Genomic DNA, 26,896 nt, shown 5'->3' with positions numbered 1-26,896 from the left:
TATTGCACAGGCAATCACCGAGCCAGAAAACAGGCAAAAAAAAGCCGACCCGTTGCCGGGTCGGCTTTCAATAATCCCGGGGGATTATTACTTGCGGCTGGCTTTGTCCAACATGCGCAGAGCGCGCTCGTTGGCTTCGTCAGCAGTTTGCTGAGCTTTTTGAGCAGCAGCCATAGCTTCGTCAGCCTTGCGGTAGGCTTCGTCGGCACGTGCTTGCGAACGAGCTGCTGCGTCTTCGGTAGCGGTCAGACGAGCTTCGGTTTCTTTGGATACGCTGCTGCAACCGGTAGCCAGAACTGCGGCCAGAGCCAGAGCAGAGAATTTCAGAACGTTGTTCATCGTGTTCACCTTCAAGGAATTTTTTTTCAAATTAGTCATCTCTCGAAAATGAGAAAACGACCGGCGTACATAGTACCCATTGTTTGTAGTAAGTAAACGGACCCGGCGCAAGAAGCTGCTAAAATTCCTCGCTTTGAAAGCGTTCCGCGTTACTTCTCAAGCGTTCTGTACAAAAACTATCCACTTTAACCGGACCCCTGCCGTGCTGAAGCGTTCCGGACAGTTCATGCAAGACCATTCCTGATTGACTGTCGGTCGGCACATGAGCGTTTTCGGGTATTTTTACATCGAGCGCGCTTGAGCATAGTCGCTAATGGCGCCTACTATCTCAGTGTGATGTCCGTCGAGATCGGCAGTGCCCTACCGGTGTCGAAAACAGGCACTGGGTGGCGTAGATGTTCCTTCGCCTGAAAAAGACCGGTAAGGTAGGGGTCAAATTCCAAGACCCGCGAGGAGTAGCGATGAGCGAGGCGTTGTCCATCCACCATGACGAAGTCGGCCACCATTTCGAAATCATTATCGACGGCCACCGTGCCTATCTGACCTATATGGATCTAGGCAAGCAGACCCTGGACTTCTATCGGACCTTTGTACCGGACGCCTTGCGGGGTCGCGGAATTGCTGCGGCGCTGACCAAGGAGGCGCTCGATTATGCCGACAGCATGGGCTATTCGGTTATACCGTCCTGCTCTTATGTCGAGCGCTACATGGAGCTCCATGATCTGCAGTCGCAGGCCGCCAAGCTCTGACGACCTGTAGCTACCGACAGTCAGCATAAAAAAACGCCGAGCATTTGCTCGGCGTTTTCGTTATTGCAGTGCAGTCGGTCAGGCAATTACTTGCGCTTGCGAGCTGGCAGCACATCCTTGAGTTTCGCGTGCATGCTGCGCAAGGTCTTTTCAGTGCTTTGCCAATCGATGCAGGCATCGGTAATCGACACGCCGTACTGCAATTCCGACAGGTCCTTGGGAATCGCCTGGCAGCCCCAGTTCAAATGGCTCTCGACCATCAGGCCGATGATCGATTCGTTGCCTTCCAGGATCTGGTTGGCGACGTTTTCCATCACCAGCGGTTGCAGCGCCGGGTCCTTGTTGGAGTTGGCGTGGCTGCAGTCGACCATGATGTTCGGGCGAATGCCGGACTTGTTCAGCGCCTGTTCGCAGAGCGCGACGCTGACCGAGTCATAGTTGGGCTTGCCATTGCCGCCGCGCAGCACCACATGACCGTAGGCGTTGCCTTTGGTGGTCACGATCGACACGCCGCCTTCCTGGTTGATACCCAGGAAACGATGCGGGCTCGACACCGATTGCAAGGCGTTGATGGCAACCGTCAGGCCGCCGTCGGTACCGTTCTTGAAACCGACTGCCGAGGACAGGCCCGAAGCCATCTCGCGGTGAGTCTGGGATTCTGTGGTGCGCGCGCCGATTGCCGACCAGCTGATCAGGTCCTGCAGATACTGCGGGGAGATCGGGTCCAGGGCTTCGGTGGCGGTGGGCAGACCCATCTCGGCCAGATCCAGCAGCAACTGGCGACCGATGTGCAGGCCATCCTGGATTTTGAACGAGTCATCCAGGTACGGGTCGTTGATCAGGCCTTTCCAGCCCACCGTGGTGCGCGGCTTCTCGAAGTAGACGCGCATCACCAGATACAGCGTGTCAGACACTTCCGCCGCCAGCGCCTTGAGACGCTCGGCGTACTCCTTGGCTGCCTTGAGGTCGTGGATCGAGCACGGGCCGATCACGATGAACAGGCGGTGGTCATGGCCATCGAGAATGTTGCGAATCACTTCGCGGCCCTGGCTGACGGTCTGCAGGGCAGCATCGGTCAGGGGGATGTCGCGCTTGAGCTGATCCGGAGTGATCAGAGTCTCGTTGGAGGCAACGTTGAGGTCGTCAATCGGTAAATCAGCCATCGTGTTACTCATCAGGTCGCGGGTACTGGCCGCCAACGGTCCCCCGTGCGGCGGTGTCCAGCTGGTTTGAGCGCAGCGGGGAGCCGAACCTTAGCGCGTTATCGCGCTGTTCGACAATAAGTAAACGAGGTATTGGCCAGGTCGTTGCCCGGGATGCGCTGCCTTATTGCAAGACAATCCGCTGCGACGGATAGTGTACGGCCGCAAATAGCGAGACAGTCAAGGGAGAGGTCATGAGTGTTGATTCCCGTGGTCCGCGCGTCGGCATCATTGGTACGGGTGCCATCGGTGGCTTTTACGGACTGATGCTGGCGCGTGCCGGATACGATGTGCATTTTCTGCTGCGCAGCGAGTTTGACACGGTGGCGCGCGAAGGTTTGCAGGTCAAAAGCGCCGTGCACGGCGAGCTGTCCCTCAAGCCCGTTCAGGCGTATCGCTCGGCGGCTGAAATGCCGCCTTGTGACTGGCTGCTGGTCGGCACCAAGAGCACCGGCAATGCCGCGCTCGGTCCGATCATCCGTCAGGTGGCTGCGCCGAATGCCAGCGTGTTGCTGTTGCAAAACGGCCTGGCTGTCGAAGACCAACTGCGTAACGTCCTGCCCGACAGCCTGCACATACTCGGCGGGCTGTGTTTCGTCTGCGTCAACCGGGTTGCGCCCGGCGTCGTCGCCCATGAAGCCTTCGGTGCGGTCAGTGTCGGCTATCACAGCGGCCCGGCGGACGATGAGGCGAGCCGCATGGCGGTGGTCGAAGCCTGCGCGGCCCTGTTCAAGACGGCCGGCATCGACGCGCCGGTCATGGCCAATCTGCAGCAGGCCCGCTGGCAGAAGCTGGTCTGGAATGTGCCCTATAACGGGCTGTCGGCCTTGTTGCAGACCAGTACCGGCCGATTGATGGCCGATCCCGACAGTCAGGCCTTGATCCGGGCGCTGATGGACGAGGTCGTGCAGGGGGCCGAGGCCTGCGGGCACACCTTGCCGCCGGGTTTCGCGCAGTATCTGTTTACAGTGACCGAAAACATGCCGGATTACAGGCCCAGCATGTACCACGACCTGGCCGAAAGACGCCCGCTGGAGCTGGACGCCATTTATGCCCGGCCCCTTGCGGCGGCGCTTGCCGCCGGGTTTGACATGCCCCGCGTGCGGGCGCTTTATCAGGCACTGGCGTTCATCGATCGGGGCAACCGCCCGGCAAGCAAGGAGTGATTCATGACAGAAGCTGAAGACCATAAGCTGGTACTGGCGATTTCATCGCGCGCACTGTTCGATCTGCGCGACAGTCATGAGGTGTACATGGCCGATGGCGTCGAGGCCTACCGCAAGTATCAGATCGAGCATGAGGACGAAATTCTCGCGCAGGGCGATGCGTTCCCGCTGGTGGAAAAACTGCTGAGCCTCAATGCCAGCCTGGAGAAGGCGCGCGTCGAAGTGGTGCTGGTATCGCGCAACAGTGCCGATACCGGCCTGCGGGTCTTCAACTCGATTCAGCATTACGGCCTCGACATCAGTCGCGCCGCCTTTGCCGGCGGGCGCAGTCCTTACCCGTATCTCGCAGCGTTTGGCTGCCACCTGTTTCTCTCCACCCATGCCGAGGATGTACGCAGCGCCCTGGATGCCGGGTTCGCGGCCGCGACCATCCTTTCGGGTGGCGCACGGCGTGCAGCCAGTGCCGAGTTGCGGATTGCCTTCGATGGCGACGCGGTATTGTTTTCCGACGAATCGGAGCGGGTGTACCAGAGCGGCGGGCTGACGGCCTTTCAGGCCAGCGAGCGTGAGTGGGCTCGCGAGCCGTTGCGCGGCGGGCCTTTCAAGCCGTTTCTCGCCGCACTCAATCAACTGCAGCGCGAGTTTCCCGACGCGAGCTGCCCGATTCGCACCGCGCTGGTCACGGCTCGCTCGGCACCTGCCCATGAGCGCGTGATCCGCACCTTGCGCGAATGGGACATTCGTCTGGACGAGTCGCTGTTTCTCGGTGGTTTGCAGAAATCGGCCTTCCTTGAAGCGTTCGCCGCCGATGTGTTCTTCGACGATCAGCCCGGCCACTGCGAGAAGGCGCGTGATGTAGTGGCGACGGGGCACGTTCCACACGGCATCAGCAACGAAATAGTGCCGCTTGCCGACGGGGGCTGAGAAGTCCGCCGTCGCAGCCGATGATGCGCTGCTACGCTGAGTCAATCTCCGCCATTCGGGTTGTTCGGGAGGTTGTATGGTTCGTTCGATGCTGTATGCCGCAGACCTCGGTCTGTACGCGCCTTATGTAACGCAGCACGCGCTGGCGCTGGCTCGAACGTTCAACGCCGAGCTGTACGTCATCCATGTCGTCGAGCCTCTGGGCCTGTTCGCCGAGTCGGTGCTGCAGAGTTACCTGGGCGAGGAAGCGTTGAAAGAGCTTCGCGGCAAAGGTGTGAATGCATTTTTGAGTGGAATAGAGCAACGAATGCTCGACGGGTTTCGTGAAGAGTTGGGCGAAGGGCACTCGGACCTTTCCCTGATTCGTACGGTGCGCGTCGTGCAGGGCGAGCCTGCCAGCGTGATTCTCGAACAGGCGCACAAGCTGGATGTGGATTTGCTTGTGGTCGGCAGTCACAGCCGCAGCATGGAAGAGGGCTCCTCCATAGGCCGGACGGCTGCCAGGGTTCTGCAGTTTTCCGCTGTGCCGGTCTACATGGTTCCGATGATGTTGAAAAAGGTGCGGGGGTAGGGGAAAGGTCCAATTGGTGGTTTTAATGAAATCGAGCGTGCGATCACCTTACAAAGGTGATAAAAAGTTCTAGAATTATTCGTCTCACCATTAATCCAGTTATATACCGTCGCCGATACCCATAGGGTTTATCTGCTTTGAGGGATACATATGAAGCTCCAACAACTGCGCTACATTTGGGAAGTGGCGCACCACGACCTCAACGTTTCCGCGACGGCCCAGAGCCTTTACACCTCCCAGCCCGGCATCAGCAAGCAGATCCGTCTGCTTGAAGATGAACTGGGCGTCGAGGTTTTCGCCCGCAGCGGCAAGCACCTGACGCGTGTGACACCTGCAGGCGAGCGCATCATCACGACAGCGGGCGAGATCCTGCGCAAGGTCGAGAGCATCAAGCAGATTGCCCAGGAGTTCTCCAACGAGAAGAAGGGCACGCTGTCGATCGCCACCACCCACACCCAGGCGCGCTATGCCTTGCCGTCGGTGATCAGCAACTTCATCAAGCAATACCCTGATGTTGCGCTGCACATGCACCAGGGCTCACCGATGCAGATCGCCGAAATGGCCGCTGACGGGACGGTCGATTTCGCTATCGCCACCGAGGCGCTCGAGCAGTTCAGCGATCTGGTGATGATGCCGTGCTATCGCTGGAACCGTTGCGTTGTCGTGCCACAGGGCCACCCGTTGACCAAGGCACCCAAGCTGACCCTGGAACTGCTGGCCGAATACCCGATCGTGACTTACGTCTTCGGTTTCACCGGTCGTTCCAAGCTGGATGAGGCGTTCAGCCATCGCGGGCTGGTGCCCAAGGTGGTGTTTACGGCGGCGGACGCCGACGTGATCAAGACCTACGTCAGGCTGAATCTGGGTGTGGGTATCGTGGCGAGAATGGCGGTAGACGAGGAAGTGGACAGCGACCTGGTGGTGCTCGATGCCAGTGATCTGTTCGAGTCCAGCGTTACAAAAATCGCTTTCCGTCGCGGCACTTTCCTGCGGGGCTTCATGTGCGATTTCATCGAGAAATTCGCGCCGCACCTGACCCGCGAAGTCATGGCCAAGGCGATTCAGTGCCATAACAAGCAGGAAATGGAAGAGCTGTTTGCCAATGTCGAGCTGCCGGTGCATTAGAGGCAGTTTTGAGCTACAAGACAAGCTACAAGCTACAAGCTACAAGCTACAAGCCAGAGCCCTACGCGCTTTGACTTGAAGCTTGAAGCTTGAAGCTTGCCGCTCGCGACATTAGTCGCGCACTATCAGATTGCCCGCATGCAGCCCGCATTCCTTCTGCGTGGCTTCTTCCCACCACCAGCGACCTTCGCGCTCGTGCTGGTTCGGCAATACCGGGCGGGTGCAGGGTTCGCAGCCGATGCTGATGAAGCCGCGCTCGTGCAGGCTGTTGTAGGGCAGCTCCAGCATGCGGATGTAGCCCCAGATTTCCTCGCTGCTCATTTGTGCCAACGGGTTGAATTTGTACAGCGTGCGCTCGGCTGTCGAAAAAGCGCTGTCGATTTCCACTGCAGCAACGGCGCTGCGGGTGCCGGGGCTCTGATCACGGCGCTGGCCGGTTGCCCAGGCGCTGACGCCAGACAGTTTGCGACGCAGTGGCTCGATCTTGCGGATGCCGCAGCATTCGCCATGGCCGTCCCGGTAAAAGCTGAACAGGCCCTTTTCCTTGACGAAAGGTTCAAGCTTGCTGTGATCGGGCGAAACGATCTCGATCTCGATCTTGTAGTGCTCGCGGACCTGCTCGATGAAGCGATAGGTTTGCGCATGCAGGCGCCCTGTATCCAGGCTGAAGACCTTGACGTTCTTGTTCAGCTTCCAGGCCATGTCGACCAGAACCACGTCCTCGGCACCGCTGAAAGAGATCCACAGGTCGTCGCCGAAGTGCTCGAAGGCCAGTTTCAGAATGTCTTGTGCAGATTTGGTCGCATAGGTCGTCGCCAGTTCAGCGACGTCGAAAGGTTGGCTCATCAGGCGGCTTCCTAAAATGCAAGAGTGGCGCTTAAGCGCTCGTGATGGCGGCAATGGTAACAAAATCCGCTGTTCAGTGGCCGTTGCCAGCGGCTAGAGTGGCACTTGCGTCGAGAATGAATGGTTTGAGGAGTGTGCTGTGGAAATTGCCTGCCTGGACCTGGAGGGTGTGCTAGTCCCGGAAATCTGGATCGCCTTTGCCGAGAAAACCGGCATCGAATCGCTGCGTGCCACCACTCGGGACATTCCCGATTACGACGTGCTGATGAAGCAACGCCTGCGGATTCTTGATGAACACGGTCTGAAACTGGCGGATATTCAGGAAGTGATCGGTACTCTCAAGCCGCTGGAGGGCGCCGTGGAGTTCGTCAACTGGCTGCGCGAGCGGTTTCAGGTAGTGATTCTTTCGGACACGTTCTACGAGTTCTCTCAGCCACTGATGCGACAATTGGGTTTTCCGACCCTGCTGTGTCATCGCTTGATCACTGACGAGACCGACCGGGTGATCGGTTACCAGTTGCGTCAGAAAGATCCCAAGCGTCAGTCGGTGCTGGCCTTCAAGAGCCTGTATTACCGGATCATCGCTGCCGGTGATTCGTACAACGACACGACCATGCTGGGCGAGGCCGACGCCGGTATCCTGTTCCACGCCCCCGACAACGTGATCCGCGAATTCCCGCAGTTTCCGGCGGTGCATACTTTCGATGACCTGAAAAAGGAGTTCATCAAGGCCTCGAATCGGGATTTGATGCTTTGAGGGCAAAGCCTCGGTTGCGCGCGACTGGAGACAGGTGACGCAGAGCGTCACGAAATGATCTGGCTATCGTGCCGACGCTCTGCGTCGGTATGCCGTTCTGGACGCTCTGCGTCCTCTTTGCGACGCAGAGCGGTTCAGAGTGCTTCAAGCGTCTCCAGCAGTACACGGACTTTGGTGAAGGTTTCCTGATATTCCGCCTCGCAGTCCGAGTCGGCGACGATGCCGCCACCGCCCCAGCAGGAAATCTGTCCGTCCTTGACCAGCAGGCTGCGGATGGCGATCGAGCTGTCCATTTCGCCACGCACGTCCAGATATATCAGAGAGCCGCAATACAGGCTGCGGCGGGTCGGCTCCAGTTCGTCGATGATCTGCATGGCGCGGATCTTCGGCGCGCCCGTGATGGATCCGCCAGGAAAGCTGCCGCCGATCAGGTCCAGTGCATCGTTGCCGGCGGCCAGCTCCCCGGTCACGCTGCTCACCAGATGGTGCACGTTGGGGTAGCTTTCGAGGCTGAACAGCTCTGGGACTTTCACCGAGCCGATGCGGCAGCTGCGGCCCAGGTCGTTGCGCAGCAGGTCGACGATCATCAGGTTCTCTGCGCGGTCCTTCTCGCTGGCCAGCAGTTCGGCGGCCAAGGCGGCATCCTGCGCCGGGTCCGCGCTACGCGGCCGTGTGCCTTTGATCGGGCGGGTTTCGACCTGCCGGGTGCTGACCCGCACAAAGCGCTCGGGAGAAAGACTCAGCATTGCATCGGCCCCCGGCAGGCTCAGGTAGCCGGCGAATGGCGTCGGACAAGCCGCTCGCAGCGCACGATAGGCGGCCCATGGGTCACCGACGCACTGCGCCTGAAAGCGTTGTGCAAAGTTGACCTGGTAGCAGTCACCGGCCTGGATGTAGGCCTGAATTCGTTCGAACGCCTGGCGATAGTTATCCGCGCTGATACTGGCCTGAAACGGCTGGCTGAGACGGAACTCCGTGTGCGGCTCAGGGATATCGACAGAGAACAGCTCAATCAGCCGTTCGCGTTCGCTTGCGGCCAGGGACGGGTGAAAAATCAGCTGGCTGGTCTGCTCCTGATGATCACTGATCAGCGCCCAGGCGTAGAGCCCCAGACGGGCCTCGGGCAGTTGCAGGTCATCAATGGCCTGATCCGGCAAAGGCTCCAGGCGTCGACCAAACTCATAGCTCAGATAACCGATCAGGCCGCCAGCGAAGGGCAGCTCGCACCCGTCAGGCAGCTGTGCTGGGCCGAGGGCCTTGAGACTGTCGCGCAAGCGCTGGAGATAGGTCGCTCCGTTCTCACCATCGGCGACGGTCAGTTCCTGCAACGGCCATGCACTGAGCAGGTCATGTCGGCCCCGCACGGCTGCCGGCCTGCCGCTATCGAGCAGCACCGCACCCGGCGCTTCGCGGATTCGCGCGAAGAACGCGATCGGGTCGGCGCTGTAGGGCAGGGGGTGTATCGAGCAGATCGGCATCGTCGAATATCGGCCTTGGAAACGCGGCTGGCGATTGTAGCCTTGCCGATGCGGCAGTCCTAGCGGTATGTCGGTTCAGACGCCGGGCACATGACCGAACAGGTCCTGAACAAAGTCGACCCGCTCCTGCGCCGATTCCTGGCGTCCTTCGAGAGCCAGTTGTTCCAGACGCGCCTCGACGGCCTGAGTGCGATGGGTCAGGCCACTGTCGTTGGCGATCTGAATGTTCAGGCCGGGACGGGCGTTGAGCTCCAGAATCAGCGGGCCTTTGTCCTGATCCAGCACCATGTCGACGCCGATGTAGCCGAGGCCGCACAACTCGTAGCACTCGGCGGCAAGCTTCATGAAACCGTCCCAGTTAGGCAGCTGCACGCCATCCACCGAGTGGGTGGTGTCCGGGTGCTTGCTGATGATGTTGTTCAGCCAGGTGCCTTGCAGGGTAACGCCGGTGGCCAGGTCCACACCCACGCCGATGGCGCCCTGGTGCAGGTTGGCCTTGCCGCCTGATTGCCGGGTAGGCAAGCGCAGCATGGCCATCACCGGATAACCCATCAGCACGATGATGCGGATGTCCGGTACGCCTTCGTAGCTGATGCTTTTGAAGATCGGGTCCGGCACGACCCGGTACTCGATCAGCGCGCGGTCGCGGTGGCCACCCAGTGAATAAAGGCCGGTGAGGATGCTGGACACCTGATGCTCGATTTCCGAGTGGCTGATGATGCGTCCCGAGACGGTGCGGAAGCGCTCCTCGAAACGGTCGGCGATCACCAGAATGCCATCGCCGCCTGCGCCCTGTGCGGGTTTGATCACGAAGTCGCTGTGCGCGCCGATGATCTCGTCGAGCCTGTCGATTTCCTTTTCCGTGGAAATCACGCCGTACATCTCCGGCACATGAATGCCTGCGGCGATGGCCCGCTCCTTGGTGATGATCTTGTCATCGACGATCGGATAGAGGCTGCGCTTGTTGTACTTGAGCACGTAGTCGGCGTTACGTCGATTGATGCCCATGATGCCGTGGGCTTCGAGCGCCTTCCAGGTTTTCCACCAGCCGATCACTTGGCCTTTTCCTCTTTCAGGAATGCCTTGAAGCGCACCAGTTCGGTCAGCCGGTAGCCACGGTATCTGCCCATCGCCAGCATAAAGCCGACCAGTACCAGCAGCACTGCCGGGAAGGTGAAGACGAAATAGGTCAGTTCCGGCACGCTCATGATCAGGTGCGCCAGCGACGCGGCGAACAGCGTACCGATGGCGACCTTCATGGCATGGCTGCCGCCACGCTCTTCCCAGGTGATCGACAGGCGTTCGATGGTCATGGTCAGAATCACCATCGGGAATAGCGCAACCGACAGGCCGCGTTCCAGCCCGAGCTTGTGGCTGAACAGGCTGATGGCTGCGATCAGCACCACGACGAAGGTCAGTACCACCGACAGGCGCGGCAGCATTTGCAGTTTCAGGTGCTCCAGATACGAGCGCAGTGACAGGCCCAGCGCGGTGATCACGGTAAACAGGGCGATGCCGAAGCCCAATTGTGTTTCACGGAATGCCAGCGCAATCAGCACCGGGGTGAAGGTGCCCAGGGTCTGCAGGCCGATCAGGTTGCGCAGGATCAGGATGACCAGCACGCCAATCGGGATCATGACCATGATCATGAAGGTCTGCTGGGTTTGCAGTGGCAAGCCGTACAGCGAATAGGCCAGGAAGTCCGAATCGGTGCTGGCGTCGGTCAGTTTGGCGAGACGCATGGCGTTCATTTCACTGTTGTTGAGGCTGAACGTGACTTGCACCTTCTTGCCGCCTTCGACGCTGACCAGGCCTTCCTCGCCGGTCCACCAGAGCAGGCGATCGTCCGGCAGGCCGGCTTCGCCGGTGTCGGGATTGAAGTACAGCCATTCCTTGCCGTTGAAGCTGCGCAGCCAGAGTTCCGGTGTCTGCTGCTCGGCATCCAGGCGAATGGTGTGGGCTTTTTCCAGCGGTACGTGGGCGATCGACAGCAGCAGCTCGGTGACCCGGGCCTTGTTGGACGCCGAGTTATCACCGGCCAGCAGCAGTTTGACGTTATCGTCATTCAGGTTGTTGACGCGCTTGATGGCCTCGGTGATGAAGGTCTCAACGTCCGCCGAATGCTGGCGAATGGGTGCCAGCAACGCTTCGGCTGCGACCTTTTCCGGGCCTTCGACGGTCATGCTGTCGCGAAAGATAGGCCCTTTGACCTTGGGTTTTTCACCGCTGTAGCGCTTGGTCAGCACCAGTCGGTAGTACAGGGTCTGGTTGCCGGTGGCGCGACGGGCCGACCAGGTGACCTTGCGGTTGCCGTCGGCGCGGTTGACGCTGACGCCGTAATTGTTCGAGATGAAGCTTTCATTGAGGCTGATGTAGTCGTGGGCCAGCGGCGGCACGAACATCTGCACCTTCACCGAATCCTTGGGATTGGCGACGAATTCGACTTTGGCGTCGATGTTCCACAGATCATCGGTTTCGTCTTCGCTGACGGGTATGCCGAGCGCCAGTATCTGATAGGCCGTGATCGCGATGCCGAGAGTCACCAGGGCAGTGATCAGGATCTTCAGATGGAGTGTAAGAGAGCGCATGGATTTACTCTGCGTTTTGAGCGACGGAAGCGCAGCCGGGCTTCCCTGCCGCATATTTAAGACTTGGATCGACCAGCGCATCAAAGCGTTTCAAGGCTTCGGAGCCGATCAAAAGCGGGTATTGGAAAGCACTTCGGTCAGTCAAGTTCACTTCTATGGTGCGCAAAGATTCGCCCATGCAGATATCGAGGCTGATCACCGGGCGTGACGAATACCGATTGTCGTCATCCGGGTCGAGATCGTCGGCACGCCGCTTGATCTTGCTGACCCGCGCCAGAGGGCGCTCGATGGGGTGTACATGCTTGCTGTCGCTGGCCAGATAGAAGCGCACCCAGCTTTCGCCATCGCGCTTGAAATGTTTGATGTCGCGCGCGCTCAGCGAGGCGGTCTTGGCGCCGGTGTCGAGCTTGGCGGCAATCTCGATATCGATTTCGCTCAGCCTGGCGTATTCGTTGAGGCCATAGACCGTCTTGTTGGCGGCCAGGGTCAGGCCGGGCAAAAGCAGAAGGCCGAGCAGTGTGGGGAGGGTAGTCAGTCTCATAAATCCTGGCGCGATGAGCGAACAACTTCAGGGTCAGGGCGCAAATGGAATTGACCTGATGATGGTAGGGCAGGCGGTTCGCAGGCGCTGGCTCCGCTGCGGAGCGCGCTGTACGGACGCGACGCATTCTAGCATGAAGCCCTGCGGCTGCCAGTGATCAACCTGCCTGGCTGTTCAGGTTGGTCTGTCGTGCAAGGGGTGCGCGTTTTGGCTGATTGTCGACAATGCAGGGTTTTGTTTTGACTGAGTGGCGAAATATGACTAGATTTAAGCGCATATGGTCATGAGGTGTCGACAATGCTGAAGATGGTCGAAAAAACCATGACGGTTGCGGACGACTCGGAAACGCTCTCCGAGAACGTTTTTCGACGTATTCAATCGGCCATCGTGAAAGGCGAGATTGCTCCCGGCAGCAAGATTTCCGAGCCGGAACTGGCTCGCACCTATGGCATCAGTCGCGGGCCGCTGCGCGAAGCGATTCACCGGCTCGAAGGGCAGCGACTGGTGGTTCGCGTGCCGCATGTGGGCGCCCGGGTGGTCTCGCTCAGTCATGCCGAACTGATCGAACTCTATGAAATTCGCGAATCACTGGAGGGGATGGCCTGTCGTCTGGCCGCCGAACGCATGACGCAGGCCGAAATCGATGAGCTGCGCGGCGTTCTGGATACCCACGAGCGCGATGCCGCCTTTCAGGCAGGTATCGGCTATTACCAGCAGGAGGGTGATTTCGACTTTCACTACCGCATCATTCAGGGCAGCGGCAATCGCACCCTCAGCCAGATGCTCTGCGGCGAGCTCTACCAGTTGGTGCGCATGTACCGCATTCAGTATTCCACCACGCCCAACCGGCCTCGCCAGGCCTTTGCCGAACATCACCGCATTCTCGACGCCATCGCCGACCGCGATGGTGAGCTGGCCGAATTGTTGATGCGCCGCCATATCGGCGCGTCCAGACGCAACATTGAGCGCCACTATCAGGCCGCTTCCCAGACGACTTCCGACCGAGGTAAACAATGAGTCATGACAACAGCACTCCCGGCCAGCGTTTCCGCGATGCAGTCGCCAGCGAGCAGCCGCTGCAAGTGGTCGGCGCGATCAATGCCAACCACGCATTGCTCGCCAGGCGTGCCGGGTTCAAGGCTATTTATCTGTCGGGTGGCGGAGTCGCTGCAGGATCATTGGGCATTCCGGACCTGGGGATCACTGGCCTTGAAGACGTACTGATCGATGTGCGGCGTATAACGGATGTCTGCGATCTGCCGTTGCTGGTGGACGTCGACACCGGTTTCGGCTCTTCGGCTTTCAACGTGGCGCGGACCGTGCGCTCGATGATCAAGGCCGGGGCGGCGGCGATTCACATCGAGGATCAGGTGGGCGCCAAGCGTTGTGGGCACCGTCCCAACAAGGAAATCGTTTCTCAGCAGGAAATGGTCGACCGGATCAAGGCTGCCGTGGATGCCCGGACTGACGACAGCTTCGTGATCATGGCGCGTACCGATGCGCTGGCCGTTGAAGGGCTGGAGTCGGCGCTGGAGCGTGCCGCTGCCTGTATCGAGGCCGGCGCGGACATGGTGTTTCCCGAGGCCATCACCGAACTGGCGATGTACAAGCAATTCGCCAACCGCGCAGGCGTGCCGATCCTCGCCAACATCACCGAGTTCGGCGCCACGCCTTTGTTTACGGTCGATGAGCTGCGCGAGGCGGACGTCTCTCTGGTGCTGTATCCGCTTTCCGCATTCCGCGCGATGAACAAGGCTGCAGAAAATGTCTACGGCGCAATCCGCCGTGACGGCAGCCAGAAAAACGTGATTGACAGCATGCAGACGCGCATGGAGCTGTATGACGCGATCGATTACCACACATTCGAACAGAAGCTGGATGCGCTGTTTGCGCAGAAGAAGGGGTGATGCCTGTGAAATACCGGGCTTCTGGCCGCAGGCCGTAGGAGCGAACTTGTTCGCGAAAGGGTTGTTATATTCTCTGATAATGCAACGTTGGAATCACTATCTTCGCTAACAAGAGAAGCCTCGCTCCGTCCCATCACACAAGAACAAAATTGGAGAACACCATGGCTGAAGCAAAAGTATTGAGTGGTGCCGGGCTGCGCGGGCAGGTTGCCGGGCAGACGGCGTTGTCCACGGTGGGCATGGCCGGTGCCGGGCTGACCTATCGCGGCTATGACGTGCGCGATCTGGCTGCCGAGGCGCGTTTTGAAGAAGTGGCCTACCTGCTGCTGTACGGCGAACTGCCCAATCAGGCCGAATTGTCTGCCTATATGGACAAACTCAAGCGCCTGCGCGATCTGCCGCAGGCCCTGAAGGAAGTGCTGGAGCGCATACCCGCCGACACTCATCCGATGGATGTCATGCGCACCGGTGCTTCCATGCTCGGCACCCTGGAGCCGGAGCGCAGTTTCGATCAGCAGCGCGACTCGACCGACCGTTTGCTCGCGGCGTTCCCGGCGATCATGTGCTACTGGTATCGCTTCAGTCACGACGGCAAGCGTATCGACTGCACCTCGGCCGAAGACTCCATCGGCGGGCATTTTCTGCACCTGCTGCTGGACAAGGCGCCCAGCGAACTGCACCGCAAGGTCATGGACGTATCGCTGATTCTCTACGCCGAACACGAATTCAATGCCTCGACCTTCACTGCCCGCGTCTGCGCGTCGACCCTGTCGGACCTGTATTCCTGCGTCACGGCAGCCATCGGTACCTTGCGCGGCCCGCTGCACGGCGGTGCCAACGAGGCTGCAATGGAAATGATTCAGCGTTTCGCCTCGGCTGAAGAGGCAACCAAAGGCACGCTGGGCATGCTGGAGCGCAAGGAAAAGATCATGGGCTTTGGCCATGCGATCTACAAGGAGTCCGACCCGCGCAACGAGGTGATCAAGGGCTGGTCGAAGAAACTCGCCGACGAAGTGGGCGATACGGTGCTGTTCCCGGTCTCCGAGGCCATCGACAAGGTCATGTGGGAGCAGAAGAAACTGTTCCCCAACGCCGACTTCTACCATGCGTCGGCGTATCACTTCATGGGCATCCCGACCAAGCTGTTTACGCCGATCTTCGTTTGCTCACGCCTGACCGGCTGGGCCGCGCACGTTTTCGAGCAGCGCGCCAACAACCGCATCATTCGCCCGAGCGCCGAATACATCGGCGTCGAACAGCGCGCGTTCGTACCCCTTGAACAGCGCTAAAAGGGGGCAGGGGAGTCGCTGAAGCTCCCCACCCGTATTCCGAACACTCCGTGATCGAGTCCCGCAATGAACAGTGAATTTCGCAAACCGCTCCCTGGCACCCGACTGGATTACTTCGACGCTCGGGCAGCCGTCGAGGCGCTCAAGCCCGGTGCCTATGCCACGCTGCCCTACACCTCGCGGGTGCTGGCCGAGAACCTGGTGCGTCGTTGTGATCCGGCGACCTTGAATGCCTCGTTGATGCAGCTCATCGAGCGCAAGCGTGATCTGGATTTTCCCTGGTTCCCGGCACGCGTGGTCTGCCACGATATTCTGGGTCAGACCGCGCTGGTCGACCTTGCCGGGCTGCGTGACGCGATCGCTTCGCAGGGCGGCGATCCTGCGCTGGTCAACCCGGTGGTTCCGGTGCAACTGATCGTCGATCACTCGCTGGCAGTGGAGTCCGACGGTAATGACCCGCAGGCGTTCGCCAAGAACCGCGCCATTGAAGACCGTCGCAACGAAGACCGTTTTCATTTCATTGACTGGACCAAGCAGGCGTTCAAGAACGTCGAAGTGATCCCGCCGGGCAACGGCATCATGCACCAGATCAATCTGGAGAAAATGTCACCGGTGGTGCAGGTGCTCGACGGCGTAGCCTTTCCCGACACACTGGTGGGCACGGACAGCCATACGCCACATGTCGACGCCCTGGGTGTGATTGCCATTGGCGTCGGTGGGCTCGAGGCCGAGAACGTCATGCTCGGGCGCGCCTCGTGGATGCGCCTGCCGGACATCATCGGCGTCGAACTGACCGGGCGCCATCAGCCAGGCATCACCGCCACCGACCTGGTGCTCGCGCTGACCGAGTACCTGCGCCAACAGAAGGTGGTCGGCGCCTACCTGGAGTTTTACGGCGCAGGTGCGTCGAGTCTGACCCTGGGCGACCGGGCGACGATCTCCAACATGGCGCCTGAATACGGCGCGACGGCGGCGATGTTCTCCATTGACTCGCAAACCATCGACTACCTGCGTTTGACAGGTCGCGAGGACGAGCAGGTCAAGCTGGTCGAGCTGTATGCCCGGCACACCGGTCTCTGGTCGGACAGCCTGAGCGAGGTGAAGTACGAGCGGGTGCTGAGTTTCGATCTGTCCAGTGTGGTACGCAACATGGCCGGGCCCTCCAACCCCCATGCGCGGGTCGCCACCGCCGATCTGGCGGCCAGAGGGATTGCCGGGCAATGGGACGAGGTGCCGGGGCAGATGCCCGATGGCGCGGTGATCATCGCCGCGATCACCAGTTGCACCAACACCAGCAACCCGCGCAACGTCATTGCCGCCGGTCTGCTGGCCCGCAACGCCAACCGTCTGGGGCTGCTGCGCAAACCCTGGGTCAAGTCATCGCTGGCACCCGGATCGAAAACCGTGGCGCTGTACCTGGATGCAGCAGGGCTGACCTCGGAGCTGGAGCAACTGGGTTTTGGCGTCGTGGCTTTTGCCTGCACCACCTGCAACGGCATGTCCGGCGCGCTCGATCCGCTGATCCAGCAGGAAATCATCGACCGCGACCTGTACGCCACGGCGGTCTTGTCCGGTAACCGCAACTTCGACGGGCGTATTCATCCCTATGCCAAGCAGGCCTTTCTGGCCTCGCCGCCCCTGGTGGTGGCGTATGCCATTGCCGGGACCATCCGCTTCGATATTGAAAACGATGTGCTGGGCATCGCCGAGGGCCGGGAAATCCGTCTCAAGGATATCTGGCCGAGTGATGAAGAGATTGATGCCGTTGTGCAGGCATCGGTCAAGCCGGAGCAGTTTCGCCAGGTCTATATCCCGATGTTTGCCATCGAAGAACACACCGGGCCGAAGGTCGAACCGCTCTACGACTGGCGTCCGATGAGCACCTACATCCGTCGCCCGCCCTACTGGGAAGGCGCGCTGGCCGGAGAACGCACGCTCAAGGGCATGCGGGCGCTGGCCGTACTGCCGGACAACATCACCACTGATCACCTGTCGCCCTCCAACGCGATCATGCTCGACAGTGCGGCGGGCGAGTACCTGGCGAAAATGGGCCTGCCGGAGGAAGACTTCAACTCCTACGCGACCCATCGCGGCGACCACCTGACTGCCCAGCGCGCGACCTTTGCCAACCCGCAACTGGTCAACGAGATGGCAGTGGTCGATGGCAAGGTCAGAAAAGGCTCGCTGACCCGTATCGAACCCGAAGGCGTGGTCACGCGCATGTGGGAAGCCATCGAAACCTACATGGCGCGCAAGCAGCCGTTGATCATCATTGCCGGTGCCGACTATGGGCAGGGCTCGTCCCGTGACTGGGCGGCCAAAGGCGTCAGGCTGGCGGGCGTCGAAGCGATTGCTGCAGAAGGGTTCGAGCGTATTCACCGCACCAACCTGGTCGGCATGGGTGTGCTGCCGCTGGAGTTCAAGCCCGGCACCAGCCGTCTGACCCTGAGCATCGACGGCAGCGAAACCTTCGATGTGATCGGCCAGCGCACGCCGCGCGCGACATTGACGCTGGTGATTCAGCGCCGTAACGGCGAGCGCGTCGAGGTGCCGGTGACCTGTCGTCTGGACACCGCCGAAGAGCTCTCTATTTATGAGGCGGGTGGCGTGTTGCAGCGTTTTGCTCAGGATTTTCTGGAGGCCGCTGCATCGTAGCTACGCTGGAGCGTGAGGAACGCCAAGCGTGCGCAAGAGCACTATCGTGCCCATGCTCCGCGTGGGCATGCAGTTCTGGACGCTCTGCGTCCGATTTTGAGCGCTCAGCGCGCTCTTTGAACAGGACAACGAATTCATGGCTAACGCACCACAGATCCGCATCCCGGCCACCTACATGCGCGGCGGCACCAGCAAGGGGGTGTTTTTCAGGCTGACTGATCTGCCCGAAGCTGCACAGGTTCCGGGCGCGGCGCGGGATGCGCTGCTGTTGCGGGTCATCGGCAGCCCTGACCCCTATGAAAAGCAGATCGACGGCATGGGCGGGGCGACGTCGAGTACCAGCAAGAGCGTGATTGTGTCGCGCAGCAGCAGGCCCGACCACGATGTCGATTACCTGTTCGGCCAGGTGTCCATCGACAAACCATTTGTCGACTGGAGCGGCAATTGCGGCAACCTGTCAGCGGCCGTGGGGCCATTCGCGATCACCAATGGTCTGGTCGACCCTGACCGCGTTCCGCAGGATGGCGTGGCGGTGGTGCGCATCTGGCAGGCCAACATCGGCAAGACCATCATCGCTCACGTGCCGATCAGCAACGGCGCGGTGCAGGAAACCGGCGACTTCGAGCTGGATGGCGTGACCTTCCCGGCAGCGGAAGTGCCACTGGAGTTTCTTGACCCTGCGGCGGACGAAGAGGGTGCGGGTGGCTCGATGTTCCCCACCGGCAATCTGGTGGATGATCTGCAGGTGCGCGGCATCGGCACTTTGAAGGCAACCATGATCAATGCCGGCATCCCGACGATTTTCGTCAACGCCGCCGACATCGGCTATACCGGCACCGAACTGCAGGGCGATATCAACGGTGATCCGCAGGCGCTGGCCCGTCTGGAGGCCATTCGCGCCTATGGTGCGCTGCACATGGGCCTGATTGGCAGCATTGATGAAGCTGCCGCACGCCAGCACACGCCCAAAGTGGCCTTTGTCGCTGCGCCCGCCGATTACGTGGCGTCGAGTGGCAAGCCTGTCGCTGCGCAGGATATCGAGCTGCTGGTCCGCGCCGTGTCGATGGGCAAGCTGCACCACGCGATGATGGGCACGGCTGCGGTGGCCATCGGCATAGCGGCGGCCATCCCGGGCACGCTGGTCAATCTGGCCGCTGGTGGTCAGGCGCGCAGCGCAGTCAGCTTTGGCCACCCCTCCGGCACACTGCGGGTCGGCGCCCAGGCCGTTCAGGAGGGCGGTGACTGGAAAGTCACCAAGGCCCTGATGAGCCGCAGCGCCCGCGTGCTGATGGAAGGCTGGGTGCGGGTGCCGCAGCCAGGCGTCTGAGTCGTCGGTTTGACGGAATGACAGCAGCGTCTACTTGAAACGTCGCTCCACGCCTTTTTCGACCAGCACCTTGGCGGAGATTTCTTCCACCGAAAAATGCGTGGAGTTGATGTGTGCAATGTTCTCGCGGCGGAACAGGCTTTCCACCTCGCGCACCTCGAATTCGCACTGCGCGTAGCTGGAGTAGCGGCTGTTGGGCTTGCGCTCGTGGCGGATCGCGGTGAGGCGGTCCGGGTCGATGGTCAGGCCGAACAGTTTTTCGCGATGCTGCTTGAGCGCTGCAGGCAGTTGCAGCCTTTCCATATCATCTTCGGTCAGCGGATAGTTGGCGGCGCGGATACCGAACTGCATGGCCATGTACAGACAGGTCGGGGTTTTGCCGCAGCGCGAGACGCCGACGAGGATGATATCGGCCTTGTCGTAATAATGCGTCCGCGCGCCGTCATCGTTGTCCAGCGCGAAGTTGACCGCCTCGATGCGCTCCATGTAATTGGAGTTATGCCCGATGGAATGCGATTTACCCACGGAGTAGGACGAGTGTGAACTAAGCTCCTGCTCCAGCGGGGCCAGGAAGGTCGAAAAGATATCGATCATGAAGCCATTGGACGTTGCCAGAATCTCGCGAATGTCCTGATTGACGATGGTATCGAAGATGATCGGCCGCACATCGTCCTTGTCGGCGGCATTATTGATTTGTTGTACCATCGCCCGCGCCTTCTCGACGCTGTCGATATAGGGCCTGGTGAACTTGTTGAAGGTAATGTTTTCAAATTGTGCCAACAGGCTCTGGCCCAGGGTTTCGGCGGTGATACCCGTGCCGTCCGAGATGAAGAAAGCGGATCGTTTCATTTTTGCCCCAGGCCTTAAGCAGTTGACGAATTCTGGCTATCATAGGCGTGCTGGCCGGTCCTGAGAGCCCGCAGTTCAGCTTTTTTGCACGCATGCTTTTCGAACACTCGGTTTTGCACGCCCGATCTGTACGTCCGGGCAGACACGCCTGAAGCCACACCGCCTGTGGCGCAGGTGAATGAGCTTTTCCCAACAACAAACACAGTTAGTGGAGAGATCACCTTGGTAGAGTACGTAGTTTCCCTCGATAAGCTCGGCGTCCATGATGTAGAGCACGTGGGGGGCAAAAACTCGTCCCTCGGCGAGATGATCAGCAACCTCGCAGGTGCTGGTGTTTCGGTGCCCGGCGGCTTCGCGACTACCGCCCAGGCTTACCGTGACTTTCTCGAGCTCAGCGGCCTGAACGAGCAGATCCATGCGGCGCTGGACGCCCTTGACGTCGATGATGTCAACGCGTTGGCCCGCACCGGTGCGCAGATTCGTCAGTGGATCATGGAGGCCGAGTTCCCCGAGCAGCTCAACGCCCAGATCCGTACTGCGTTTGCCGAGCTCTCTGCCGGTAATCCGAACCTGGCCGTGGCCGTGCGTTCCTCCGCAACGGCCGAAGATTTGCCGGATGCGTCGTTCGCCGGCCAGCAGGAGACCTTCCTGAACATCCGCGGCGTCGAGAACGTGATCCGCGCGGCCAAGGAAGTCTTCGCTTCACTGTTCAACGACCGTGCGATTTCCTACCGCGTACACCAGGGCTTCGACCACAAGCTGGTCGCGCTGTCTGCGGGTGTGCAGCGCATGGTGCGCTCCGAAACCGGTACGGCCGGTGTCATGTTCACCCTCGACACCGAGTCCGGTTTCCGCGATGTGGTGTTCATCACCGGTGCCTACGGTCTGGGCGAGACGGTCGTGCAGGGCGCCGTCAACCCCGACGAATTCTACGTGCACAAGGACACGCTGGCGGCTGGTCGCCCGGCGATCCTGCGTCGCAATCTGGGCAGCAAGGCGATCAAGATGATTTACGGCGAAGAAGCCAAGGCCGGTCGTTCGGTCAAGGTGATCGACGTCGAGCCTGCCGATCGTGCACGTTTCTGTCTGAGCGATGCCGAAGTGTCCGAACTGGCCAAACAGGCGATGATCATCGAGAAGCACTACAAGTGCCCGATGGACATCGAGTGGGCCAAGGACGGTGACGACGGCAAGCTGTACATCGTCCAGGCACGTCCGGAAACGGTGAAGAGCCGTGCGTCGGCCAACGTCATGGAACGCTATCTGCTCAAGGAGACCGGCAAGGTGCTGGTCGAAGGCCGTGCCATCGGTCAGCGCATCGGCGCGGGCAAGGTGCGTATCATCAAGGACGTGTCCGAGATGGACAAGGTCCAGCCCGGTGACGTGCTGGTGTCGGACATGACCGACCCGGACTGGGAACCGGTGATGAAGCGTGCCAGCGCAATCGTCACCAACCGTGGCGGTCGTACCTGCCACGCCGCGATCATCGCCCGTGAGCTGGGCATCCCGGCAGTGGTCGGCTGCGGCAACGCCACGCATACCCTTCAGGATGGCCAGGGTGTCACGGTTTCCTGTGCAGAGGGCGACACCGGTTATATCTTCGAAGGCGAGCTGGGCTTCGACATCAAGACCAACTCGGTCGATGCCATGCCTGATCTGCCGTTCAAGATCATGATGAACGTCGGCAACCCGGACCGTGCCTTTGATTTCGCCCAGTTGCCCAATGCCGGTGTCGGCCTGGCGCGTCTGGAGTTCATCATCAACCGCATGATCGGCGTGCACCCCAAGGCGCTGCTCAACTATTCGGTGCTGCCACCGGAAATCAAGGAAAGCGTCGACAAGCGCATCGCCGGTTACGACGATCCGGTCGGTTTCTATGTCGACAAGCTGGTCGAGGGCATCAGCACTCTGGCCGCCGCGTTCACGCCGAAAAAAGTCATCGTGCGCCTCTCGGACTTCAAGTCCAACGAGTACGCGAACCTGATCGGCGGCAAGCTCTACGAGCCCGAAGAAGAAAACCCGATGCTGGGCTTCCGCGGTGCGTCGCGCTATATCAGCGAGAACTTCCGTGACTGCTTCGAGCTGGAGTGCCGCGCTCTCAAGCGTGTGCGCGAGGAGATGGGCCTGACCAACGTCGAGATCATGGTGCCGTTCGTCCGCACCCTGGGCGAGGCGAGCCAGGTGATCGATCTGCTGGCCGCCAACGGGCTGAAGCGTGGCGAAAACGGCCTGCGCATCATCATGATGTGCGAGCTGCCGTCCAACGCGATTCTGGCGGAAGAGTTCCTCGAGTATTTCGACGGCTTCTCCATCGGCTCCAACGACCTGACTCAGCTGACGCTCGGTCTCGACCGTGACTCCGGTGTGATCGCTCACCTGTTCGACGAGCGTAACCCGGCCGTCAAGAAGCTGCTGTCCAACGCCATTCAGGCGTGCAACAAGGCCGGCAAGTACATCGGCATCTGCGGGCAGGGGCCTTCCGATCATCCGGATCTGGCGCGCTGGCTGATGGATCAGGGCATCGAGAGTGTCTCGCTCAACCCCGATTCGGTACTGGAGACCTGGTTCTTCCTCGCCGAGGCACAGGCGCCTGTCTGACAGGCGGCGGCTCGCCTGAGGCGCATTCCTCGCAACACCGGGCTGCCGTGTGACGCGAACGCGGCCTGAGCCGTCATGTGGTTCAGGTGTTTGAATGAGGCGGTTTCTTCGGAAGCCGCCTTTTTTATGGCGCACCGCGAGACCCCGGAGCGCGTGGTTTCATCCCGTCTGTCAAACCAGATAAAGAGTGATATGCAGAGCAGCAGCCAGCTTTTTCCCGTGGCCTTGATCAGCGCCGAGCGTCGTGGCGATCTGGTCGAGGACGTCTACCGTCTCAAACCGGCCAATAGCCCCGACGCCAGTGTCGAACTGGCGGTGACCCGGCTGGGGTGCGTCGATCAGCCCGACGTGCGTGGTACTCCGGTGATACTGCTGCATGGCAGTTTTTCCAACCGGCGTTTCTGGTATTCGCCCAAGGGCATCGGTCTGGGCGCGTATCTGGCGCGTGCCGGTTATGACGTGTGGATTCCTGAAATGCGCGGCCATGGCCTGTCGGCTCGCAACCTGAGTTACCGCAGCAATTGCGTGGCGGACTACGCGCGTTTCGATTTGCCAGCAATTGCCGCGTTCGTCATCGAACAAAGTGGCCAGATACCGCACTGGATCGGCCATTCGCTGGGCGGCACGAGCCTGGCGGCAGCCTTGGGCGGTCAGTACCTGGGGGCTGATACTGCGGCGTCCGTGGCGCTGTTCGGCAGCCAGGTCAGCCGTACCTACTGGCCGCTAAAGGTCCCGCCACTGCAATGGTCTGCGAAGTTGCTGTTGAGGTCTTTCGAGCATATCTCCGGACCGCGTTTCAAGCGCGGGCCGGAAGACGAGCCGATCGGTCTGGTTCTGGAAAGCATGCGCTGGCACGGGCTGTTCGGACGTTTCGGTGAGCGTGACAACAACTGGTGGGCAGGGTTGAGCGCGGTTCAGGTGCCGCTTCTGGCTGTCGCTGCGGCGGGCGACCGTCAGGATCCGGTGTGGGCTTGCCGTGAACTGTTCGAGCAGATCGGCAGCGAACACAGGCAATTCCTCTGCCTGGGCCGCGAACACGGCTTCAGCGAGGATTTCGGCCATGTGCAGATGCTGGTCAGCAAGGCTGCGCAGCAGCAGGTCTGGCCGCGGGTGATCGAGTGGCTGGGTGAGTGTTCCGTTCCTGAACAGGTTGCAGAGTTTCAGGTCGCGGTGGGCAGTTAGCCGTTAAAGTCGCTATGGTTAGGCTCGTCCGGTCGTGTCTGTTTCAATAAACCGTCTGTATCAAGCGCGACCTCATAGCCGATGACAGGAGTTGCCCCCATGCATTACCTCACCCCCGATCTGTGTGACGCCTATCCGGACCTGATTCAGGTCGTGGAGCCGATGTTCAGCAATTTTGGCGGCCGCGATTCGTTTGGTGGCCAGATCGTCACGCTGAAATGTTTCGAGGACAACTCCAAGGTCAGGGAGCAGGTCGAGCTCGACGGCAAGGGCAAGGTGCTGGTCGTCGACGGCGGCGGTTCGCTGCGTTGCGCGCTACTGGGTGACATGCTGGCAGACAAGGCTGCAAAGAACGGCTGGGAAGGCATGTTGATCTACGGCTGCATCCGCGACGTGGATGTCATCGCCCAGACCGATCTGGGTGTCCAGGCGCTCGCCAGTCATCCGAAGAAAACCGAGAAGCGCGGCATAGGCGAGCTGAATGTGCCGGTGACCTTTGGCGGCGTGACGTTCCGCCCGGGTGAGTACCTGTACGCCGACAACAATGGCGTCATCATTTCCCCATCAACCCTGACCATGCCGGAATAAGCGAAGTATCCATGTTCGATGAAGCAAACGCGCAGTGGGGGCTGGTTCATGCCCTCGTTTTGGACGGTAAGGGTGGGGCGCGTTTCATCGCTCGAACCGAATTGCAGGACCTTGCGTTGCAGCCAGAGGAAAGCCTCTGGCTGCATTGGGACCGCAGCCACCCGCAGACACATGCCTGGCTGCGCACCGGCAGCGGTCTGAGCGAGTTTGCCTGCGACCTGTTGCTGGAAGAGAACACCCGGCCGCGCTTGCTGCCGTTGCCGGAGCAGGAGCTGCTGCTGTTTCTGCGCGGTGTGAATCTGAATCCCGGTGCCGAGCCGGAAGACATGGTCTCGGTGCGTATCTTCGCCGCCGCGCAGCGGGTGATCTCGCTGCGCCTGCGTCCGCTGCGTGCCACCGAGGAACTGATTGAGCTACTGGGGCAGGGCAAAGGCCCGAAGGGCGCCTCGGAGCTGATCCTGCACCTGGCGCAGCACCTCACTGACAAGGTTCAGGATCTGGTGGGTGAACTGACCGAAATGGTCGATGAAGAGGAAGAAAAGAACGACGCCGACGAACGGTACAATCCCGAGCATGGCAAGCTGCTGCACATCCGTCGACGCGCTGCCGGCCTGCGTCGGTTCCTTGGGCCGCAGCGAGATATTTATGGTCAGCTTTCACGCATCAAGCTGTCCTGGTTTGCCCATGACGACGCTGATTACTGGAATGAGCTGAACAACAGCCTGACCCGTTATCTGGAAGAGCTCGAGCTGACCCGCGAGCGGGTGGGGCTGCTGCTGGAGTCCGAGGACCGGCGCCTGCGCGAGCACATGAACCGCACCATGTACCGCTTCGGGATCATTACCTGTATCTTTCTGCCGATGAGTTTTCTCACCGGTCTGCTGGGTATCAACGTTGGCGGCATTCCGGGTTCGGCCAGTTCGTACGGCTTTCTGGTGGCCTGTCTGCTGATCGTCGCACTGGGCGCAGGGCAGTGGTGGCTGTTCCGCCGTTTGCGTTGGGTATAGGGCGAGCCTGGATGGTTATTTGGCGAGCCTGTGTGACTTGTTGTTTTCGCGTCGCGTCTTTGAATGACATTACGTGAGGTGCCTGATGCACGATCCGTTTGAAGAATCTTTACGCGACATGCTCAATTCTTCATCCTCCAGCCGGGATGATGATGCATGTCTGGGACGCGTCCTGAAGACCGCCAATCGCCAGGTCGGCGCTGGTGTGTTGTTCGGGCTGCTGGGCCGCTGGTCAGAGGCGCTTATGATTGCCGTGAACAACGGCTCGGCCCACGTCTCTCCCGTTTCTCGTCGCACCACGAGTGGTGCGCGTTCTATCGATAAGGCTGATTGAGCATGGAATTGAATCTCTGGACCCAGAGCCTTCTTGCTGCAATGACTGCATTGTGGACCAAAGTCGCAAACTTCATTCCCAACCTGTTCGGCGCCCTGGTTGTGGTGCTGCTCGGTTTTGTCGTCGCCAAGCTGCTCGACGCACTGCTCTCCAAATTGCTGGCCAAGCTGGGCCTTGATCGTCTCGTCGGCGGTACCGGCCTGACCAAGATTATCGGCCGCGCTGGCGTCAAGGTGCCGGTCTCCACGCTGATCGGCAAGGTCGTCTACTGGTTCGTTCTGCTTATATTTCTCGTATCGGCCGCTGAATCATTGGGCCTGCAGAGGGTCTCAGCCACGCTGGACATGCTGGCGCTGTATTTGCCCAAGGTATTTGGTGCCGCGCTGGTGCTGCTGGTCGGAGTGCTGCTGGCGCAACTGGTCAATGGCCTGGTGCGCGGCGCTGCTGAAGGCGTAGGGATCGATTACTCTGCCGGCCTGGGGCGAATTGCCCAGGGGCTGGTCATCATCATCAGTATTTCGGTTGCCATCAGCCAGCTCGAGGTCAAAACCGACCTGCTGAACCACGTTATCGTGATTGCGCTGATTACCGTTGGTCTGACAGTGGCGCTTGCCCTGGGCCTCGGCAGTCGCGAAATTGCCGGGCAGATCATTGCCGGAATCTACGTCCGTGAACTGTTTCAGGTCGGGCAGCAGGTCCAGATAGGGGATACAGAAGGGCAGATCGAGGAAATCGGTACGGTCAAGACAACGCTACTGACAGACGAGGGGGAGCTGGTGTCGTTTTCCAATCGCATCCTGCTCGAGCAGAGAGTAAGCAGCCGTTAAGCGGTTAACCTGCTAATGTATGCCGCCAGGTTGCCGATACAGGCCAT

Annotated in this window: 26 protein-coding genes; 17 read left to right on the top strand and 9 right to left on the bottom strand. The window is 60.2% G+C overall.

Annotated elements, in window-relative coordinates; all coding sequences use genetic code 11:
• Positions 1 to 87: 87 nt before the first annotated feature.
• Positions 88 to 339, bottom strand: coding sequence for an Lpp/OprI family alanine-zipper lipoprotein (locus KBY08_RS20945; RefSeq protein WP_003347084.1), 252 nt, complete (start codon positions 337 to 339; stop codon positions 88 to 90).
• Positions 340 to 800: 461 nt separating this feature from the next.
• Here KBY08_RS20945 and KBY08_RS20940 point away from each other — a divergent pair, with 461 nt between their 5' ends.
• Positions 801 to 1,088, top strand: a complete 288-nt coding sequence (locus KBY08_RS20940) for a GNAT family N-acetyltransferase (RefSeq protein ID WP_003315710.1) — start codon at positions 801 to 803, stop codon at positions 1,086 to 1,088.
• An 86-nt stretch (positions 1,089 to 1,174) separates the two neighbouring features.
• On the opposite strand, the gene KBY08_RS20935 is transcribed toward KBY08_RS20940, so the two are convergent.
• Complete coding sequence (locus tag KBY08_RS20935; RefSeq protein WP_003406774.1) at positions 1,175 to 2,251, bottom strand: 3-deoxy-7-phosphoheptulonate synthase; 1,077 nt, start codon at positions 2,249 to 2,251, stop codon at positions 1,175 to 1,177.
• Positions 2,252 to 2,484: 233 nt separating this feature from the next.
• Here KBY08_RS20935 and KBY08_RS20930 point away from each other — a divergent pair, with 233 nt between their 5' ends.
• The 4 genes from KBY08_RS20930 (at position 2,485) to cysB (ending at position 6,076) form a co-directional block, all read left to right on the top strand.
• Positions 2,485 to 3,456, top strand: coding sequence for a putative 2-dehydropantoate 2-reductase (locus tag KBY08_RS20930; protein WP_024661138.1), 972 nt, complete (start codon positions 2,485 to 2,487; stop codon positions 3,454 to 3,456).
• Between the two features lie 3 nt (positions 3,457 to 3,459).
• On the top strand, positions 3,460 to 4,380 hold the full coding sequence (locus KBY08_RS20925; protein WP_024661137.1) for a 5'-nucleotidase: 921 nt from the start codon (positions 3,460 to 3,462) through the stop codon (positions 4,378 to 4,380).
• Between the two features lie 76 nt (positions 4,381 to 4,456).
• Positions 4,457 to 4,951 carry a universal stress protein gene (locus tag KBY08_RS20920; protein WP_003406771.1) on the top strand — a complete coding sequence of 165 codons (495 nt, stop codon included), beginning with the start codon at positions 4,457 to 4,459 and terminating at the stop codon, positions 4,949 to 4,951.
• 150 nt (positions 4,952 to 5,101) lie between these two features.
• Entirely contained in the window at positions 5,102 to 6,076 is a 975-nt protein-coding gene (cysB, locus tag KBY08_RS20915; protein WP_003406770.1) for an HTH-type transcriptional regulator CysB, read from the top strand.
• Between the two features lie 111 nt (positions 6,077 to 6,187).
• On the opposite strand, the gene KBY08_RS20910 is transcribed toward cysB, so the two are convergent.
• A complete protein-coding gene (locus KBY08_RS20910) occupies positions 6,188 to 6,922 on the bottom strand; it encodes a phosphoadenylyl-sulfate reductase (RefSeq protein WP_011267420.1) in 735 nt (244 codons plus the stop codon).
• Between the two features lie 139 nt (positions 6,923 to 7,061).
• Between KBY08_RS20910 and thrH the strand changes: the two genes are divergently transcribed.
• Entirely contained in the window at positions 7,062 to 7,679 is a 618-nt protein-coding gene (gene thrH, locus KBY08_RS20905) for a bifunctional phosphoserine phosphatase/homoserine phosphotransferase ThrH (RefSeq protein WP_024640703.1), read from the top strand.
• A 134-nt stretch (positions 7,680 to 7,813) separates the two neighbouring features.
• Here the strand turns inward: thrH and pabB are convergent, their stop codons facing one another.
• The 4 genes from pabB to KBY08_RS20885 all read right to left on the bottom strand — a co-directional run bounded on the left by pabB (position 7,814) and on the right by KBY08_RS20885 (position 12,286).
• Entirely contained in the window at positions 7,814 to 9,157 is a 1,344-nt protein-coding gene (gene pabB / locus KBY08_RS20900) for an aminodeoxychorismate synthase component I (RefSeq protein WP_024660134.1), read from the bottom strand.
• 75 nt (positions 9,158 to 9,232) lie between these two features.
• A complete protein-coding gene (locus tag KBY08_RS20895) occupies positions 9,233 to 10,210 on the bottom strand; it encodes an alpha-L-glutamate ligase-like protein (RefSeq protein ID WP_177410966.1) in 978 nt (325 codons plus the stop codon).
• Positions 10,210 to 11,745: an inactive transglutaminase family protein gene (locus KBY08_RS20890; RefSeq protein ID WP_011267423.1), complete on the bottom strand. Its 1,536-nt coding sequence runs from the start codon at positions 11,743 to 11,745 to the stop codon at positions 10,210 to 10,212. The genes KBY08_RS20895 and KBY08_RS20890 overlap by 1 nt, the downstream gene beginning before the upstream one ends.
• Positions 11,746 to 11,749: 4 nt before the next feature.
• On the bottom strand, positions 11,750 to 12,286 hold the full coding sequence (locus KBY08_RS20885) for an ATP-dependent zinc protease (RefSeq protein WP_003406755.1): 537 nt from the start codon (positions 12,284 to 12,286) through the stop codon (positions 11,750 to 11,752).
• Between the two features lie 297 nt (positions 12,287 to 12,583).
• On the opposite strand from KBY08_RS20885, the gene KBY08_RS20880 reads away from it, so the two are divergent.
• From KBY08_RS20880 to prpF, 5 genes are all read left to right on the top strand, one after another.
• Positions 12,584 to 13,303, top strand: coding sequence for a GntR family transcriptional regulator (locus KBY08_RS20880; RefSeq protein ID WP_011267425.1), 720 nt, complete (start codon positions 12,584 to 12,586; stop codon positions 13,301 to 13,303).
• On the top strand, positions 13,300 to 14,193 hold the full coding sequence (gene prpB / locus KBY08_RS20875) for a methylisocitrate lyase (RefSeq protein ID WP_024640701.1): 894 nt from the start codon (positions 13,300 to 13,302) through the stop codon (positions 14,191 to 14,193). Before KBY08_RS20880 ends, prpB begins: the two co-directional genes overlap by 4 nt.
• A 161-nt stretch (positions 14,194 to 14,354) precedes the next feature.
• Positions 14,355 to 15,482, top strand: coding sequence for a 2-methylcitrate synthase (gene prpC, locus KBY08_RS20870; RefSeq protein ID WP_003406752.1), 1,128 nt, complete (start codon positions 14,355 to 14,357; stop codon positions 15,480 to 15,482).
• A gap of 66 nt (positions 15,483 to 15,548) precedes the next feature.
• Positions 15,549 to 18,137 carry a Fe/S-dependent 2-methylisocitrate dehydratase AcnD gene (gene acnD, locus KBY08_RS20865; RefSeq protein ID WP_024660423.1) on the top strand — a complete coding sequence of 863 codons (2,589 nt, stop codon included), beginning with the start codon at positions 15,549 to 15,551 and terminating at the stop codon, positions 18,135 to 18,137.
• 136 nt (positions 18,138 to 18,273) lie between these two features.
• Entirely contained in the window at positions 18,274 to 19,464 is a 1,191-nt protein-coding gene (gene prpF / locus KBY08_RS20860) for a 2-methylaconitate cis-trans isomerase PrpF (RefSeq protein ID WP_024660424.1), read from the top strand.
• 30 nt (positions 19,465 to 19,494) lie between these two features.
• Here the strand turns inward: prpF and KBY08_RS20855 are convergent, their stop codons facing one another.
• Complete coding sequence (locus tag KBY08_RS20855; RefSeq protein ID WP_003347114.1) at positions 19,495 to 20,313, bottom strand: pyruvate, water dikinase regulatory protein; 819 nt, start codon at positions 20,311 to 20,313, stop codon at positions 19,495 to 19,497.
• 75 nt (positions 20,314 to 20,388) lie between these two features.
• On the bottom strand, positions 20,389 to 20,589 hold the full coding sequence (locus KBY08_RS26905; RefSeq protein ID WP_412548564.1) for a hypothetical protein: 201 nt from the start codon (positions 20,587 to 20,589) through the stop codon (positions 20,389 to 20,391).
• Between KBY08_RS26905 and ppsA the strand changes: the two genes are divergently transcribed.
• The 6 genes from ppsA (at position 20,536) to KBY08_RS20825 (ending at position 26,849) form a co-directional block, all read left to right on the top strand.
• Positions 20,536 to 22,911 (top strand): phosphoenolpyruvate synthase, encoded by a 2,376-nt coding sequence (gene ppsA, locus KBY08_RS20850; protein WP_003406749.1) that lies wholly within the window; start codon positions 20,536 to 20,538, stop codon positions 22,909 to 22,911. The genes KBY08_RS26905 and ppsA overlap by 54 nt on opposite strands.
• A 192-nt stretch (positions 22,912 to 23,103) precedes the next feature.
• On the top strand, positions 23,104 to 24,093 hold the full coding sequence (locus KBY08_RS20845) for an alpha/beta fold hydrolase (RefSeq protein ID WP_024660425.1): 990 nt from the start codon (positions 23,104 to 23,106) through the stop codon (positions 24,091 to 24,093).
• Positions 24,094 to 24,192: 99 nt separating this feature from the next.
• Positions 24,193 to 24,681, top strand: a complete 489-nt coding sequence (rraA, locus tag KBY08_RS20840) for a ribonuclease E activity regulator RraA (RefSeq protein ID WP_003406747.1) — start codon at positions 24,193 to 24,195, stop codon at positions 24,679 to 24,681.
• Between the two features lie 11 nt (positions 24,682 to 24,692).
• A complete protein-coding gene (locus KBY08_RS20835; RefSeq protein ID WP_011267432.1) occupies positions 24,693 to 25,688 on the top strand; it encodes a zinc transporter ZntB in 996 nt (331 codons plus the stop codon).
• 85 nt (positions 25,689 to 25,773) lie between these two features.
• On the top strand, positions 25,774 to 26,022 hold the full coding sequence (locus KBY08_RS20830) for a crfX protein (RefSeq protein WP_003406745.1): 249 nt from the start codon (positions 25,774 to 25,776) through the stop codon (positions 26,020 to 26,022).
• 2 nt (positions 26,023 to 26,024) lie between these two features.
• Positions 26,025 to 26,849, top strand: coding sequence for a mechanosensitive ion channel family protein (locus KBY08_RS20825; RefSeq protein WP_003315687.1), 825 nt, complete (start codon positions 26,025 to 26,027; stop codon positions 26,847 to 26,849).
• The last annotated feature ends 47 nt before the right edge of the window (positions 26,850 to 26,896 follow it).

Origin of the sequence: Pseudomonas sp. P135, assembly GCF_020312125.1 — a bacterium.
In the GTDB taxonomy this organism is placed as follows: domain Bacteria; phylum Pseudomonadota; class Gammaproteobacteria; order Pseudomonadales; family Pseudomonadaceae; genus Aquipseudomonas; species Aquipseudomonas fragariae.
This window is presented reverse-complemented; position numbering and strand designations above follow the sequence as displayed.